Here is a 15,201-nt window from a genome sequence, read left to right as displayed (position 1 = left end):
CCATGTCCGAAGCAAAATCCTCGGCCGATGCCGCCGCTGCCGTCACGACGGAAGGCGTAAACCTGCTCGACCAGGTGATGGCGGCGACCAAGCAGACCGAGCCCGATCGCGCGCAAGACCTGGTGAAGACTCTGGTCGAGCAGGCGCTGAGCGGGACCGTCACGTTCGACAAGAACCTGACGCGCACCTTCGACCGCGCCATCGCCGCGATCGACCGCAAGCTGTCCACGCAGCTCAATGCGATCATGCACCATGAAAAATTCACCAAGCTGGAGGGCACCTGGCGCGGGCTCAATCATCTGGTGATGAACAGCGAGACCGGCACCGGCCTGAAGATCCGCATGCTGAACGCCAGCAAGCGCGACCTGACGCGCGACCTGACCAAGGCAGTGGAATTCGACCAGAGCCAGCTGTTCAAGAAGATTTACGAGAACGAGTTCGGCACCCCCGGCGGCGAGCCGTATGGCGCGCTGATCGGCGACTACGAGTGGACCAACCACCCCGACGACGTCGAGACACTGCGGCTGATCTCCAACGTGGCCGCGGGGGCGTTCGCGCCGTTCGTCTCCGGGGTCGGGGCGCAGATGTTCGGCTTCGACGACTGGACCGAGCTGAACAAGCCGCGCGACATCGCCAAGATCTTCGACACCCAGGAATATGCGAAATGGCGCAGCTTCCGCGATAGCGAGGATTCGCGCTTCGTCTCGCTGGTGATGCCGCGGGTGATCGCGCGCCTGCCCTATGGCGCCGCCACCAAGCCGATCGAGGAGTTCGGCTACGAGGAAGCGCCGTATGACGAGAACGGCGCGGCCAAGCCGATGGGCCATCATGACTACTGCTGGATGAACGCCGCCTATGCGATGGGCGTGCGGCTGACCGACGCTTTTGCCAAATACGGGTTCTGCACCGCGATCCGAGGCGCCGAAGGCGGCGGCAAGGTGGAAAACCTTCCCACCCACATCTTCACGTCCGACGACGGCGACATGGACGCCAAGGTGCCGACCGAGGTGCTGATCCCCGACCGGCGCGAGTTCGAGCTTTCGAACCAGGGCTTTCTGCCGCTGTGCTATTATAAAAACAGTGACAGTGCGGTGTTCTTCAGCGGCGCGACCGCCCAGAAGGCGAAGAAATACGACCGCCCGGAGGCCACCGCTAACGCGGCGATCTCGTCGCGTCTGCCGTATGTGATGGCGACCAGCCGGTTTGCGCATTATCTGAAGGTCATGGCGCGCGACAAGATCGGCAGCTTCATGGAACCTGGCGAATGCGAGCAGTGGCTGAACCGCTGGATCAGCAACTACGTCAACTCCAACGAGAACGCCGGCCAGGATGCCAAGGCGCGCTTCCCGCTGCGGGAGGCGAAAGTGGAAGTGAAAGAGATCCCGGGCAAGCCCGGCTCCTACAACGCGGTGGCCTATCTGCGGCCGTGGCTGCAAATGGAGGAACTCACCACCAGCCTGCGCATGGTGGCGAGGATTCCGCAGAAGGCCTGATCATGCGCGCGGGTTCGCGCGGGTGAGCAGCAGCACGGGGGAGGCGGCGGAGCAGGCCGCCACCCCACCGGCCGCCGTGCCGGAGGCGGTCCCGGAAGCCGCGCCGGCGGCGCCGCCATTGCGCGACGCCGTATTGTCCGGCCGGTTCTTCGGTGCGGCGCATGGGCAAATCGCCGAAGCGCTCGCCGGCTTCATCGCCGGCGCCGAGGCGCGTCCGCTCGCGTCCTGGTTCGGCCCCACCGCGGCGGCGCGGCTGGCGGCCGACCGGGATGCACTGCGTGGGGCCATCGATCGCGACATCGCCGCCATCGACGCGTCGATCTCCGCCCAGCTCGACGCGGTGCTCCACGCCGACCGGCTGTCCCGGTTGGAGGGCAGTTGGCGCGGCCTCGCCTGGCTGGTGGACGGCATCGAGCCCGCGGCGCGGGTGAAGGTGCGGATCCTCAACGTGTCCTGGAGCGAGATCTGCCGCGACCTCGAACGCGCCGCCGAGTTCGACCAGAGCCACCTGTTCCGCCGCATCTATGAGGACGAGTTCGGCACGCCGGGCGGCGAGCCATTCGGCATGGTCGTGGTGGACCACGAGGTGCGCCACCGGCGCATGCCCGGTTACGCCACCGACGACGTGGCGGCGCTCTCCCTGCTTGCCGGAGTGGCGGCGGCGGCCTTTGCGCCCATGGTGCTCGCGGCCTCGCCGACCCTGCTGGAGGTCGGGGGGTTCGACGAGCTTGCGACGGTGCATGACCCGGCGGCCAGCTTCCGCGGGACCGAGCATGCCCGCTGGCGTGGGCTGTCATCACGCGAGGACATGCGGTTTCTCGCCCTGACTTTGCCGCGGGTGCTGGCGCGCTCGCCCTGGCCCGACGATCCGGCGCGCGCCGACGGGTTCCGCTACTGCGAATACGCGCCCGACGTCGCCTCGCGGGTATGGACCACGGCTGGCTACGCCTTCGCCTTCGCCGTCGTGCGCGCCTACGCCAATCACGGCTGGCCGGCCGACGTGCGTGGCACCGAGACGGACCAACGCAATGGCGGCCTGGTGGACGAGTTGCCGGCCGAGGCGTTCTCTCCTGAGCCGCGCTCCGTCTGGGTGCGCCCGTCGCTGGATGTGGTGCTCACCGATCGGCAGGAGCGCTCGCTGGTGGAAGCCGGCCTGATGCCGCTCTCGGCGCTGCCCTTCGGCGAGCAGGCGATGTTCGGTGCGGTCCGCAGCCTGCAGGCGCCGGCGCAGTTCAACGGCGCCAACGCCGCCGCGGCGAACGCCAATGCCCGCATTTCCGCGCAGCTGAACTCGATGCTGTGCGTCTCGCGCTTCGCCCATTACCTGAAGATGAAAGGCCGCGAGATGGTCGGCTCGTTCCAGCGCGCCGAGGACATCGAATCCCGGCTGCAAGCGTGGCTCAGCAGCTACGTCAATGCCGGCACCGGGGCGTCGCAGGACGCATTGGCGCGTTTTCCGCTGGTTTCGGCGCGGGTTCTGGTGAAGGAACGGGCAGGGAAGCCCGGGGTGTTCGGCTGCGTCATCCATCTGCAGCCGCAGTTCCAGCTCGACGACGTGTCCGCGACATTCCGCCTGGTAACCGATATCGTGGCCCCCGGCGCCAAGGCCTAGACGTGCAGTAGTGAGACAGGGAGAACAGACCATGCCAAGAACCAGTGAGGCCGTGGGACAGTCGGCGGGCGAGCTGTATCGCGCCGGCCGGCTCGCCCAGGCGGTCGAGGCCGCCACGGCGGCGGTGCGCAAGGCGCCCACCGACCTCGCGGCGCGCATGATGCTGGCGGAGATGCTGCTGTTCGCCGGCAATCTCGAGCGGGCCGACGTGATCCTGGACGCGGCCGCCCAGGTGGAGCCGGCGACCGCAGTGGTGGTGTCCGAGTTCCGCCAGCTGCTGCGCGCCGAGGTGGCGCGGCGGCAACTGCGCCGCGATGGGCGCGTGCCGGAGTTCCTGGGTGAACCCACGCAGGCGCAGAAGGCGATCCTGGTGGCGCTGATCGCGCAGCGCGAAGGCAACCATGCCGAAGCGGCGCGCGCCGTGGCGGCGGCCGAGGAGATCCGCCCGCATGTGCGCGGACGGGCCGGCGACCTGGCTTTCGACGATTTCCGCGACGCCGACGATATCTGCGCCGGCTTCTTCGAGGTGCTGACCACGACCGGCAAGTATTTCTGGGTTCCGATCGAGCGCGTGGCCGGTATCGAATTCCATCCCCCCAAGCGCCCGCGCGACCTGTTCTGGCGCCGCGCCAGCATGTCGGTGACCGATGGCCCGGACGGCGACGTCTACATCCCCTGCATCTACGGCTCGGACGATGCGGACCTGCCCGACGAGCTGCGTCTCGGCCGCGCCACCGACTGGCGGCAGGATGATACGGGGCCGGTGCGCGGGGTGGGGCAGCGCATGTTCCTGGTCGGCGAGGACGCGATCGGGATCATGGAGCTGACCACCCTCAGCTTCGGGGCTTGAGCATTCCCCGATGAGTGGACGGACCTTCCGTGACGGCCGCGGCATCGACAACGGCCGCGGCCCGGGGCCACGGGCGCAGCTGCCGCTGCTCGACCGCCTGATCGACGATGCGCCGGACCAGGAGCGCGATCCGCCGATGTCCGGCACGGAAGCGATGGCGATCCTGCGACGCTCGGTCCGCCGCGATCTGGAAGCGCTGCTGAATGCCCGCCGGCGCTGGAAGTCGTGGCCGACATCCCTGGGCGAGCTCGATGTCTCCGCCGTCAGCTTCGGCATTCCCGACTACACCTCCGGCACGTTCAACGACGAGAAGCGGCGCGAGGCGCTGCGGGCCGAGATCGAGGACATCATCCGCCGCTTCGAGCCACGCTTCGTGAGCGTGCGGGTGTCGCTGATCGAAGGCGAGGACCGGCTGGAATCGACATTACGCCTGCGCATCGAGGCACTGCTGCATGCCGAGCCGGCGCCCGACCCGATGACCTTCGACACGATGATGGACCCCACCACCGCCGATGTGGTCGTGAAGGCACGCGACAATGTCTGATTCGCTGCTGCCCTACTACAACCGCGAACTGGTCGCGATCCGCCGCCTGGCCGCCGAGTTCGCCGAGTCGCATCCGAAGATCGCCGGCCGCCTGCGCCTGTCGGCCGACGCGGTGGACGATCCGCACGTGGCCCGCCTGCTGGAAGGCGTGGCCTTCCTGGCCGCCCGCGTGCACCGGCGGCTCGACGACGAGTTCCCCGAACTGACGGATGCGCTGCTGGGCGTGCTGTATCCGCACTACCTGGCGCCGGTCCCGTCCTGTGCCGTCGTGCAGTTCCAGTGCCAGCCGGATCTCCAGGGCGCCTATCAGGTCGCTTCGGGGGTGGCGCTGGAGACCGAGCCGGTGCGCGGCGAGACCTGCCGGTTCCGCACCGCCTATCCGCTGACGCTGTGGCCGCTTGAGATCGAGTTCGTGCGCCTGTCCGGCCTGCCGCTGGCAGCCCCGGTGAACGCCGAGGCGAACGGCGCCGCGGCGGTGCTGCGCATCGCGCTGAAATGCGCCTCGCCCACCGGCAGCTTCGCCCAGCTTGGCGTGGACCGCCTGCGCTTCTTCCTGCGCGGGGCCGGGAACCTGGCCTTGCCGCTATACGAGCTGCTCTGCGCGCACGCGGTCTCGGTGGCCTACGCTGACGGGCCGGCCGACCCGGCGCCGGTGATCGTGCCGGCCACCGCCATCCACCCCGTCGGCTTCGAGCCGGAGGAAGCGCTGCTGCCCTGGCCGGCGCGCAGCTTCTCCGGCTTCCGGCTGCTCACCGAGTATTTCGCCTTCCCCGAGAAATTCCTGTTTCTCGACTTCGCCCAGATGGACGCCAAGACCCTGGTCTCCGGCGGCAACCGGATGGAGATCTTCGTCTATCTCGACCGCGCCGTGCCGGAGCTGGAGCGCGCCCTCGGTGCCGATGCGCTCGCCCTGGGGTGCACGCCGGCGGTGAACCTGTTCGCCCAGCGCTGCGAACCGGTGCCGCTGACCGGCACCGAGATCGAATACCGCGTGGTGCCTGACTCCCGCCGCCCGGCCGCCATGGAGGTCTGGGGCATCGAGCGCGTGCGCGAAACCCAGCCGGACGGCTCGTCGCGCCCATGGCGGCCGTTCTACCGGCTGACGCATGGCGATCCCCTGGCCGGCGAACCCGGTGGCTTCTTCAGCGTCGTGCGGCGCGACACCACGCCGCCCTTGACCGGCAGCGAAGTCTATCTCGCGCCGCACGACCCCGCCTTCGACGCCGAGGCAACGAGCGACCCGACGCTGTCGATCGACGCGTTGTGCCTGAACCGCGACCTGCCGGCGGAATTGCCGTTCGGCGGCGGCCACCCGCGGCTGCGCCTGGTGGAAGGCGAGGCGGCAGTGACGCGGGTGGTGCCGATGACCGCGCCCACGCCCACGCTGCGCCCGCCGCTGCACGAGCAGGGCTTCTGGCGGCTGGTCTCGCATCTTTCGCTCGGCCATCTCTCGGTCGCGGGCGGCGAAGACGGGGCGTTGGCGCTGAAGGAGATCCTCCGGCTCTACGACCTGCGGGATTCAGCGGAGACGCGTGCGGCGATCGAGGCACTGCAGGCGGTCAACGCCCGCCCCGGCACGGCGCGCGTGCCCAATGCCCGCGTCGGCGCTTTCTGCCGCGGCCTTGACGTCACGCTCGAATTCGACGCCCGCTCCTGGCAAGTCGGCGGGCTGTACCTGCTGGCGTCGGTGCTCGACCGGTTCCTCGCATTGCACGCCACGGTGAATTCCTTCGTCCGCACCAGCGTCACCCTGCGCGGACGGCCCGGGCGGATGGCGGCCTGGCCGGCGCGGGCCGGGGCGCGCGTGCTGCTGTGACGGCGCGCTCGGCGCTGGCCCGGCTGCTGCGCGAGCCTCGGCGCTTCCGCTTCGACGCGGCGGTGCGGGTGCTGATGCACGCGGCGCGGCGTGCCGATCCGGCCGACGCCGCGCGCTTCCGTTCGCAGCCCGGCCTGGCCTTCCCGCCCGCCGACATCGTGGCGATCCGGCCGGATGTGCCGGCGCAGGCGGACGCGCCGCCGAAGCCTCCCGAACTCACGGTCGGGCTGATGGGCCTGACGGGATCGTCCGGCGTCCTGCCGCGCTATTACACCGAAGTGCTGAGCCTGACGCTGCGCGATCGCTCGCAGTCGCTGCATCGCTTCCTCGACATGCTGTCGCACCGCATGGTCGCGTTGTTCGCGCGCGCCGGCATCAAGTATCGCCTGCACCGTGCGGCGGATGCCGCCGTCCTGTCCAATCCACCGGCGCCGGACGCGGTCGGCGCGGCGTTGCTGGCGCTGACCGGCTACGGCACGCCGCACATGGCCGGGCGCCTGGCCGCCGGCACCGATCCGCTGCTGCATTATGCCGGCCTGTTCGCCGCCCGGCCGCGCTCCGCCGACCGGTTGGCCGCCCTGGTGTCCGACTGGCTGGGCCGGACCGTGGAGGTCGAACAATTCGCCGGCGCCTGGCTGCCGATCCCGCCGGACCAACGCTCGCGCATGCCGAAGGGGCGGCTTCCGGGCCAGTTCAACCGGCTGGGTGTGGATGCGGCGATCGGCACGCGCGCGTGGGACGTCCAGGCGCGCATCGTGCTGCGCGTTGGCCCGCTGGACCGCGCCGCCTTCGAAGCGCTGCTGCCCGACCGCCCGGCGCTGCGCCGGCTGGTGTCGCTGGTCCGCGCTTTCGTGGGGTTCGAGACCGCGTTCGCGGTCAACCCCGTGCTGGCGGCGGCCGCGGTCCCGGAGTTGCGGCTGGACGCTGCCGCCGACCCGCCGCCGCGGCTGGGCTGGAACACCTGGTTGCCGACCTCCGGCGGCCCGCGCCGGCGCGACGCGGCCGAGGCGATCTTCGAGGCGGAGATCGTCGAGGCCACCGATCCGGGAATGACTCCGCTTCGACCAACGATTTTCCAGAACACAGGACTTGCGGCATGACCGGCTGGGGCAGTGGCTATGTAACCGACATCGAGTACATGCCCGGCTACTACAAGCAGCAATCGCCCGCGCAGCTCGCGGTCGCCTGCCTGATGGGCGGCGTGGCCTGCGATGTGCCGGACCGGTTCGACGACCTGTCCTATATCGAGCTCGGCTGCGGCCTGGGCTATGGCGCAATGGTGCTGGCGGCGAGCAATCCCGGCTGGCGCGTCACCGCCGTCGACTTCAATCCCGCGCATATCGCCGCGGCGCGCGCGCTGGCCAACGAGGCCGGGCTCGCCAACATCACCTTCCTCGAGGCGGACCTGGCGACGCTCGCCGAGGACCCTGCCATTTCCGCCATTCCCGACGCCGATGTGGTCAGCCTGCACGGCGTCTGGAGCTGGGTGCCCCAGTCCGTGCGCGACGGCATTGTCCGCGTGCTGCGCGCCAAGGTCCGCCCGGGCGGGCTCGTGCATGTCAGCTACAACGCGCTGCCAGGCTGGCAGGGCGTGATCGGCATGCAGCGCCTGGTGCGCGAGGCCGGGCTGCGCATGGCCGGGCGCAGCGACCGGCAGGCGATCGCGGGCATGCAGGTGCTCGAAGCACTGAACGACGCCCAGGCGCGGCACTTGCGCAATTCGCCGTTCGTGCAGGGGCTGATCGAGCAGCTGAAGCGCTCGCCGGTCGAATATCTTGCGCATGAATACATGAACGAGTCCTGGAGTCCCTGCTTCCACGCCGACGTGGCGGCAGCGATGCGCGGCGCCAAGCTCGACTGGGTGGCCTCGGCCCAGCTGCCCGAGAACTTCAATGCGCTGACGCTCACCGAGGAGCAGCGCGCCGTCGCCGACCGGTTCGACGATCCGGTGATGCGCGAGCTGATCAAGGACACCTGCCTCGAGCGCGGGCTGCGCCACGACGTGTTCGTGCGCGGCGCACGCCGCATCGATGCCACCGCGCGCGATGCGGTGCTGCGGCGGGTCGTGTTGGCGCTGACGGTGCCACGGGCGGATTTCCGTTTCGAGTTGGAAATGCCGGCGGGGAAGGCCGAGCTTGGCCGCGAGTACTATGGCGCCGTGGCCGATGCGCTCGCGCAAGCGCCGCGCAGCGTTGCCGAGTTGATGGCGCTGCCAGGGCGTACCGGCGCAGCCGAGAATCCCGCCGAGCTGATCGCCATGCTTGTCGGCACCGACCAGGCCGCGATCGTTGCGCGCCCGGGGGCGAGTGTGGCGGCGGCGGCGCAGCGCTTCAATGCCGTCACCGCGCGAAGACTCGTCACGGTGGACAAGATCGGTCTGGCGGGCGCGATGGCCAGCGCCCGCCTGGGTGCCGGCCTGCGCTGTCCGCTGCTCGATCTCTACGTACTCGACCGCCAGCTTGCCGCCGGCGACGCGGCGCTCGATCCGGCCGAGCTGACGCTCGCGCTGGGCCCGATGCTCGATGCGCAGGAGCAGGACAAGCTCCGTGGCGCGATTGCGCAATCGATCGAGCAGCGTGCGCCGATCTGGCGCTCGGCTGGCGCCATCTGATGCCGGACCGGGTTGGATTGTTACGACACGCGAGCCTCTGGAGCGGGGCGGCGAGGTCGTGCTATGACACATGCTATGTCCCGGTCACCCCCGGGAGCAGGGAGGTTTGGTCATGCGCTGGTCGTTCTTCGTCGCCGCGGCTGCGACTTTGCTTTGTTTCGGCTCCCCGTCGTACGCACAACAGGGCCCGAGTGCCGACCAGATCATCAAGTCGCTGAAGCCGTCAGGGCCGCTGAGCAGCGGCACGCGCGGCATCCGCCCGGTTTCTCCCGGAGCGCCGGCGGCACCGGCGCCGGATGCCAACACCCAGCCGGCCGCAGCCGGTGCCCCGGCGCAGGCGAAGCCCGCCGCCCAGGCGATGCAGGCCAAGCCGCCGTCGGTGAACCTGACGGTGCAGTTCCGCACCGGCTCGTCCGAGCTGACGCCGCAGGCGATGCACACGCTGGACGAGCTGGGCCGCGCCCTCACCAGCCCGGCCCTGGCCGCATACCGCTTCCGGATCGAAGGTCACACCGATACCGTGGGCACGCCGGAACTGAACAAGACGCTGTCGGACGCACGCGCCGCCGCGGTTGCGCAATACCTCGAGAGCAGGTTCGGCGTCGGCGCGGCACGGCTGGAGACGGTCGGAATGGGCGACACCGCGCTGCTGGTCGCGACCCCGCCGCAGACCCCCGAGCCGCGCAACCGCCGGGTGCAGGTGATCAATATCGGCACATGACCGGCGCGGCGTCATAGGACCCGCCGGGGCCGGGCGAGATGCCCAGGCGCGACAATGCGGGTCCTGGAGATGCTGATCGCGACGATACGGATTCGACGATCGTTCTGCGTGCCAAGGTCCGCCCCGCGCCCGGGCATGTAACACCGGTCCGGCGGCGTGGCCGAGTTTGGGGTGGCATTGCCGCCGCCGTGGCGCTGGCAGTGGCCCTCGGCGGCGCGTGGCTGGCCCTGCGTCCCCAGCCGGCGGGACTTTCGCCGCCGGGCCAGGTGGCGGTCGTTCCACCGCTGCCGCAGCCCGGTCCCCGAGCGGGCGCGCCCGCATTCGCCATTCGCGACGCTTCGGAAGCGGAGATCCTGGAGAACCGTGACGGCGGGCTGGTGATCTTCCGCTTCCGCCCCAACCCGCGCATTCTTGTGCTGGACTTCGCCGACCTGTCCGAGCAGGGGCGCATGCTCAATCGCGTGGCGGCCCTGGTGGAGAAGGCCGGCCTGCCGCGCGACCGGCTGCTGGACGACACCGAACTGGACGCCGCGATACGCGCGCATGGCGACCGACCGGAGACATATTACTACGGCCACGACTACAGCGCGGCGGCGCTGGCGCGCTTCTTCGCGCTCGCCGAGCGCGATCGCGTGGCGCTGACGCCGCAGGAACAGATGCTGCGCCTGTTGCTGGCGCAGGAAGGCTATCTGCAGCCGGGCGCGCTGGGAGGCATCATCTCCATTCCGCGCGCGGGCGCGGACCCGTTCGTGGATCTCGGTGCGCGCGCGACCATCCTGCATCACGAGCTGTCGCACGGTGAGTATTTCAGCAATCCCGCCTATGCCGCCTATGCCAGGGCGTTCTGGAGCGGCGTGCTGACCGAGGCGGAGCGCGCCGCGTTCATCCGCTATCTCGCGCACGAGGACTACGACCCGTCTCAGGAAGATCTGATGATCAACGAGATGCAGGCGTACCTGATGCACACGCCGGACCGCCGCTTCTTCGACCCGGGGACGCTGGGCCTCCCTGTGGGGGCAGTGAACCGGCTGCAGGCGACGTTTCTGCTGGGGATGCCGGCCGGCTGGCTGCGCGACGGCACCAGCGTTCCGCCGCCCGTCGAAGCGGCGTCGGCACCGGCCCCTGCCTCGCTGCCGGCGTCGCCGCCACCGGCCAAGGCGCGCGGCGCCCCGGCGCGATAGCCACAGACGCCGGCTCCTATTTGGCCGCGGTTTCCAGCAGCATGGCCTGGCCGGCCAGACGAACGCCACGCGCCTGCGCCTGCTCCAGTGCCGCCTTCAGGTCGCGGAAATAGGTGGCGCCGGTATCGTCCGCCGGCCGCACCGTCGAGAACAGCGGTGCCGAAGACGCGATGGCGACGATCATGTCGGTGCCGAACGGTTCGTCCACCGCCCAGCTGCCGTCGCCGGTTTTCGGGTCGGGCTCGCCGATGACCGCGGAGGCGCCGGGCCGGTAGACCCGCGACGGACCCATCACCTTCCAGCCATTGCCGGTCATGACCCGCACGGACGCCCCGTCATCGGCCACCAGATGCGTCATGGAGCCGTCGCTGGAAAGGTAGTCGACCTGCAGGTAGGCGGGGAAATCCGGCATGGTGAACTGCAGCACGATCTTGTCGTTGCGGTGCAGCCGGCTGACGTTGCCCTTCAATGCCAGGGCCAGCGTGGCGCCGGGGTGGCCGTCGTTGTCGGCGATCGGTCGCAGCACGTCCAATGCGGGGCAGTACGGGCCATCGAACGTCTTGACCCGCCAGGTCAGTGCCGTTGCCGGGGCCGCCTCCGCGATGGCGCGGCGCAGCGCTGCTTCCGGCGCGCCGCCGCCGCTCAGCCCGTCGAGCAGGATGCGGCCAGGATCGGGCAAGTGCGGTGTGGCGATCGTGCAGGCGACATTGCGAACGGCCGCCCGCAGCGACGCCAGGGAGAATTGCTGCACCGGCGCAGGCGGCACGGGAGGGGGCGGCACCGGTTGGAGTGGTGCGGGTGGAACAGGCGCGGGCGCCGGCACGGGTTGCGGCATGGGCGGCGGCGCCGGCGGGGATGGAACCGGCGGTGACGGCACAGGTATCGGGGCTGGCGCCGGAGCAGGCGGTGGTGCCGGTGCGGGCGTCGGTGTCGGCGTCGGCTGAGGTGCGGGCACCTGTGTCGGTGTCGGGACAGGTGCCGGCTGCGGCGCCGGCGTCGGCGCGGGTGGCGCGGGGGGCGGCGCCGGCGGTGCAGGAACCGCGGGGGGAGTGGCCTGCACCTGCTGCTCCGGCATCGTGCCAGGTTGCAACAGGTACCAGCCGACGCCGCCCAGCAGCGCCAGGCCGATCACGCCGCCGCCGGCGATCAGCGGCAGCCGGCTGCCGCCGGGCGTTGCAGGGGCGGCCGGCCTGGCCGGCGGAGAGGCAGGCGCTGGCGCCGGGCCCGTCTGCTGAACCCCCGTCGGCCTGACCATGGTGGCATCGGTATCGTCGGCGGAGGCAGTGCTCGCGGGCTGCTCGAATGCCGCGCGCAGCGCCCGCGCGAAGGCCTCGGCGTCGGCGTAGCGTTGCTCCGGGCGCTTGGCCATCGCCTTTGCCACAACGGCATCCAGCGCCGATGGCGCGGTGACCGAAAGATCGGACGGGCGGGGCGGCTCCGTGTTCAGCGCCTTGTGCATGATCGCCGACATGCTGCCCTCGAACGGGCGTTCGCCGGTCAGCAGCTGGTACAGCAGAACCCCGGAGGAATAGATGTCGGTCCGGGCGTCGACGGTCTGGCCCATGAACTGCTCGGGCGACATGTAGGCAGGCGTGCCCAGCACGGTCCCGGCCTGCGTCATGCTGCTGCTCTCGATCCGGGCGATGCCGAAATCGGCGATCTTCACCTGGCCGCCGCTGGTGATCATCACGTTGGCGGGCTTGATGTCGCGATGGACCACGCCGCGCTCGTGGCTGAACTGCAGGCCGGCGAGCAGTTGTTCCATCACCCGGACGATCTCGGTCGGGGCGAAGCGCTCCTGCTTGTCCAGCACGCCCTTCAGCGACTGGCCGTCGATGAACTCCATGACGATGTAGGCGAGCTCAGCGGTTTCGCCGTAGTCGAACACGCCGACGATGTTCGGATGGTTCAGCCGGCCGGCGGCCTGAGCCTCCCGCTTGAAGCGGGCAAGCTCCTCCTGCGCCTCCGGATCCGCGGCATCGGGCAGGCGCACGGTCTTGATCGCCACCTTGCGCGAGATCATGGGGTCCCAGCCTTCGTAGACGGTCCCCATCGCGCCGCGGCCGAGTGTACCGCGGAGCTCGTACTTGCCGAGCTTCGACTCCTCCATGACGTATCCTTTGAGTGCGCGCCGGAACGGTCTTATAGACTGCCCGCGGCGACAGAGAAATGCACAGGATCGATGACGGCCCACCGGATCGGCGCCTGGCATGTCGGCCGGCCGGGTCGTGAAGACCGGCGGTGCAATTCGCCCGACGGCAAACGACATTCCGTGGTTCCGGCCGCGGCGGCGATGTTATTGGAGACGTGATGATGCTTGCGGCCGGCGGGCATTGCCTGGGCACGCGATGGTGACGGCACGGATCTCCCCAGCGTTGTCTGGGTATTGTCCGATACGGCGAAGTAATGCACCCTTCGTCTATATTCGCACTGCAGGAATTTTACAAAATTTTGCCGGAAGACATCATTTGCCGGCTTTCGTTGTTGTGCAGATGCATTGACTTCCGGAGGCGGGCAGGCCACGCTCGGCATCGGTAGACGGCCGGGTGGGGGCAGAATTCGTGCGTTGTCGGAAGGAACGAAGCCAGCGTCCCGCCTGGCACGTCATGTTCTCGCGGATGCAGGCGCTTTGGCCTGTCATGGCCCTGGCGACGACTGTCGCGGCCGCCATCCCCGCATCCGCGCAGGAGCCGCCCAGGCCGGTCCTGCTGCCCGAAGGCTCGCCCATCCCCCGCATCATGCCGCCCCAGCAGCCCAGCGTAAGCCCGGGCGCGCTGGTGCCGCCGCCGACCGGGCCGGCCGGGCCGGTGCCGGAAGTGCCCGTGACCATCCGCAGTGTCGCGATCGAAGGCGCGACACAGTACCCGACCGCGGAGCTGATGCGGCTCGCCGACGGACTCGTCGGCGAAGCCGTGCCGCTCCCCAGGGTCGATGCCGCACGCCAGGCGATCCTCCGCCGGTACCGTGACGACGGCTTCGTCCTCACCGCCGTTTCGGCGGCGCTGGATGCCAATGGCAACCTCCGCTTCCGGGTGACGGAAGGGCGCATCGCAGACGTGAAGCTCGACGGCGATATCGGGCCGGCCGGAACCCAGGTGCTGCGCTTCCTCAATCGGCTCACCGAAGAGAAGGTCATCGATTCGCGCACGCTGGAGCGCTATTTGCTGCTGGCGCAGGACGTTCCGGGAGTGGCCCTGCGCGCGATCCTGAAACCGTCCACCGACGAGCCGGGGGCCCTGACCCTGGTGGCCCAGGTCAGCCGCCGTCCGGTGACTGGCCTGTTCACGTCGGACAACCGCGCCTTCAACCTCACCGGGCCGGAGCAGGGGCTCGGCGTCGTCGATTTCAACAGCTTCACCGAATACGGCGAACGCACCCAGGTGTCGTTGTATCGCACCTATAACAACACCCAGCTGTTCGGGCAGGTATCGACGGAGGTGTTCCTCGGCGCCAGCGGGCTGAAGCTGCGGGTGTATGGCGGCGCCGGCAGTTCCGACCCGTCCGGCAGCCTGCGGGCGATCGGCTATCAGGGGCAGACCACCGTGTTCGGCGGTGAACTCGCTTATCCGCTGATCCGCTCCCGTCAGCAGACGCTGAACTTGTACGGCACGTTCGACGCGCTGGAGTCGATCGTCAATCAGAACACCGGCGTCAACGGCAGTTCGGCACGGGTCACCTTCGATTCGCTGCGGGTGGTGCGCGGGGGTGTCGGATATGCGCTGTCTGACCTGTGGCTAGGCGACGAGCGGCCGGCCGTGAACGCGGTTTCGGTGCGCGTCTCGCGCGGATTGCCGTGGTTCGGCGCATCGCCGAACGGGGCGGCCCTGAATGCCCGGCTGGGCGAGCGGGTCGATTTCCTGAAGGCGTCTTTCGACATCACCCGCACCCAGAACCTGTTCCAGCCCTGGAACGGCGCCGGCCTCGCGCTCATGGGCATCCTGTCGGGACAGGTCAGCCCGAATGTCCTGCCGCCGGCAGAGAAATTCTTCCTGGGCGGCAGCCGCATCACCCGTGGCTTCTATTCCGGCCAGGTCACCGGCGACAATGCGCTGGCTGCAACGGTCGAGCTCCAGCTGAATACGGCCGTGAACACGCAGCTGCTGGGCTACGGCGCGGACGTGTCGCTGCAATTCTACGGTTTCTACGACTGGGGCGAGACCTGGGAGAACCAGAAGAGCGATCCCAACCGCCGGTTGCAATCGTTCGGCGGCGGCGTGCGCATGATGCTGACACCCTACACCGAGGTCGATCTTGAAGGCGTAAGACGGCTGACCGTCTACCCGAACGGCAGCTCGACCGGAATTTCGGCGCTGCCGAACACCGCATTCTACTGGCGGGTCCTGACCCGCTTCTGAAACGACGGCGCCAGAACG

At 69.5% G+C, this 15,201-nt stretch carries 11 protein-coding genes; 10 read left to right on the top strand and 1 reads right to left on the bottom strand.

Annotated features, from left to right (window positions below; all coding sequences use genetic code 11):
* The first annotated feature begins 2 nt into the window (after positions 1–2).
* The 9 genes from tssC (OL599_RS04845) (at position 3) to OL599_RS04805 (ending at position 10,828) form a co-directional block, all read left to right on the top strand.
* Complete coding sequence (gene tssC, locus OL599_RS04845; protein ID WP_264712515.1) at positions 3–1,493, top strand: type VI secretion system contractile sheath large subunit; 1,491 nt, start codon at positions 3–5, stop codon at positions 1,491–1,493.
* 22 nt (positions 1,494–1,515) lie between these two features.
* On the top strand, positions 1,516–3,105 hold the full coding sequence (gene tssC / locus OL599_RS04840) for a type VI secretion system contractile sheath large subunit (RefSeq protein ID WP_264712514.1): 1,590 nt from the start codon (positions 1,516–1,518) through the stop codon (positions 3,103–3,105).
* Positions 3,106–3,136: 31 nt separating this feature from the next.
* On the top strand, positions 3,137–3,955 hold the full coding sequence (locus OL599_RS04835; RefSeq protein ID WP_264712513.1) for a type VI secretion system accessory protein TagJ: 819 nt from the start codon (positions 3,137–3,139) through the stop codon (positions 3,953–3,955).
* A gap of 10 nt (positions 3,956–3,965) precedes the next feature.
* Positions 3,966–4,499: a type VI secretion system baseplate subunit TssE gene (tssE, locus tag OL599_RS04830; RefSeq protein WP_264712512.1), complete on the top strand. Its 534-nt coding sequence runs from the start codon at positions 3,966–3,968 to the stop codon at positions 4,497–4,499.
* On the top strand, positions 4,492–6,315 hold the full coding sequence (gene tssF, locus OL599_RS04825; protein ID WP_264712511.1) for a type VI secretion system baseplate subunit TssF: 1,824 nt from the start codon (positions 4,492–4,494) through the stop codon (positions 6,313–6,315). Before tssE ends, tssF begins: the two co-directional genes overlap by 8 nt.
* Entirely contained in the window at positions 6,312–7,415 is a 1,104-nt protein-coding gene (gene tssG, locus OL599_RS04820; RefSeq protein ID WP_264712510.1) for a type VI secretion system baseplate subunit TssG, read from the top strand. Before tssF ends, tssG begins: the two co-directional genes overlap by 4 nt.
* Positions 7,412–8,926, top strand: coding sequence for a class I SAM-dependent methyltransferase (locus tag OL599_RS04815; protein ID WP_264712509.1), 1,515 nt, complete (start codon positions 7,412–7,414; stop codon positions 8,924–8,926). Before tssG ends, OL599_RS04815 begins: the two co-directional genes overlap by 4 nt.
* Before the next feature lie 112 nt (positions 8,927–9,038).
* A complete protein-coding gene (locus OL599_RS04810; protein ID WP_264712508.1) occupies positions 9,039–9,647 on the top strand; it encodes an OmpA family protein in 609 nt (202 codons plus the stop codon).
* A gap of 188 nt (positions 9,648–9,835) precedes the next feature.
* Positions 9,836–10,828, top strand: a complete 993-nt coding sequence (locus OL599_RS04805) for a hypothetical protein (RefSeq protein ID WP_264712507.1) — start codon at positions 9,836–9,838, stop codon at positions 10,826–10,828.
* Positions 10,829–10,844: 16 nt separating this feature from the next.
* Here the strand turns inward: OL599_RS04805 and OL599_RS04800 are convergent, their stop codons facing one another.
* Entirely contained in the window at positions 10,845–12,938 is a 2,094-nt protein-coding gene (locus tag OL599_RS04800) for a serine/threonine-protein kinase (protein ID WP_264712506.1), read from the bottom strand.
* Between the two features lie 529 nt (positions 12,939–13,467).
* Between OL599_RS04800 and OL599_RS04795 the strand changes: the two genes are divergently transcribed.
* Positions 13,468–15,183, top strand: coding sequence for a ShlB/FhaC/HecB family hemolysin secretion/activation protein (locus tag OL599_RS04795; protein ID WP_264712505.1), 1,716 nt, complete (start codon positions 13,468–13,470; stop codon positions 15,181–15,183).
* The last annotated feature ends 18 nt before the right edge of the window (positions 15,184–15,201 follow it).

Origin of the sequence: Limobrevibacterium gyesilva (assembly GCF_025989185.1) — a bacterium.
Taxonomy (GTDB): Bacteria; Pseudomonadota; Alphaproteobacteria; order Acetobacterales; family Acetobacteraceae; genus Limobrevibacterium; species Limobrevibacterium gyesilva.
The sequence above is the reverse complement of the archived record's forward strand: the minus strand, read 5'-3'. Positions and strand labels throughout refer to the sequence as shown.

Coding starts and splice junctions, on each gene's coding strand:
- tssE (WP_264712512.1), top strand. CDS start 3,966: ATGAGTGGACGGACCTTCCGTGACGGCCGCGGCATCGACAACGGCCGC.
- OL599_RS04815 (WP_264712509.1), top strand. CDS start 7,412: ATGACCGGCTGGGGCAGTGGCTATGTAACCGACATCGAGTACATGCCC.
- OL599_RS04835 (WP_264712513.1), top strand. CDS start 3,137: ATGCCAAGAACCAGTGAGGCCGTGGGACAGTCGGCGGGCGAGCTGTAT.
- tssF (WP_264712511.1), top strand. CDS start 4,492: ATGTCTGATTCGCTGCTGCCCTACTACAACCGCGAACTGGTCGCGATC.
- OL599_RS04795 (WP_264712505.1), top strand. CDS start 13,468: ATGGCCCTGGCGACGACTGTCGCGGCCGCCATCCCCGCATCCGCGCAG.
- OL599_RS04810 (WP_264712508.1), top strand. CDS start 9,039: ATGCGCTGGTCGTTCTTCGTCGCCGCGGCTGCGACTTTGCTTTGTTTC.
- tssC (WP_264712515.1), top strand. CDS start 3: ATGTCCGAAGCAAAATCCTCGGCCGATGCCGCCGCTGCCGTCACGACG.
- OL599_RS04800 (WP_264712506.1), bottom strand. CDS start 12,938: ATGGAGGAGTCGAAGCTCGGCAAGTACGAGCTCCGCGGTACACTCGGC.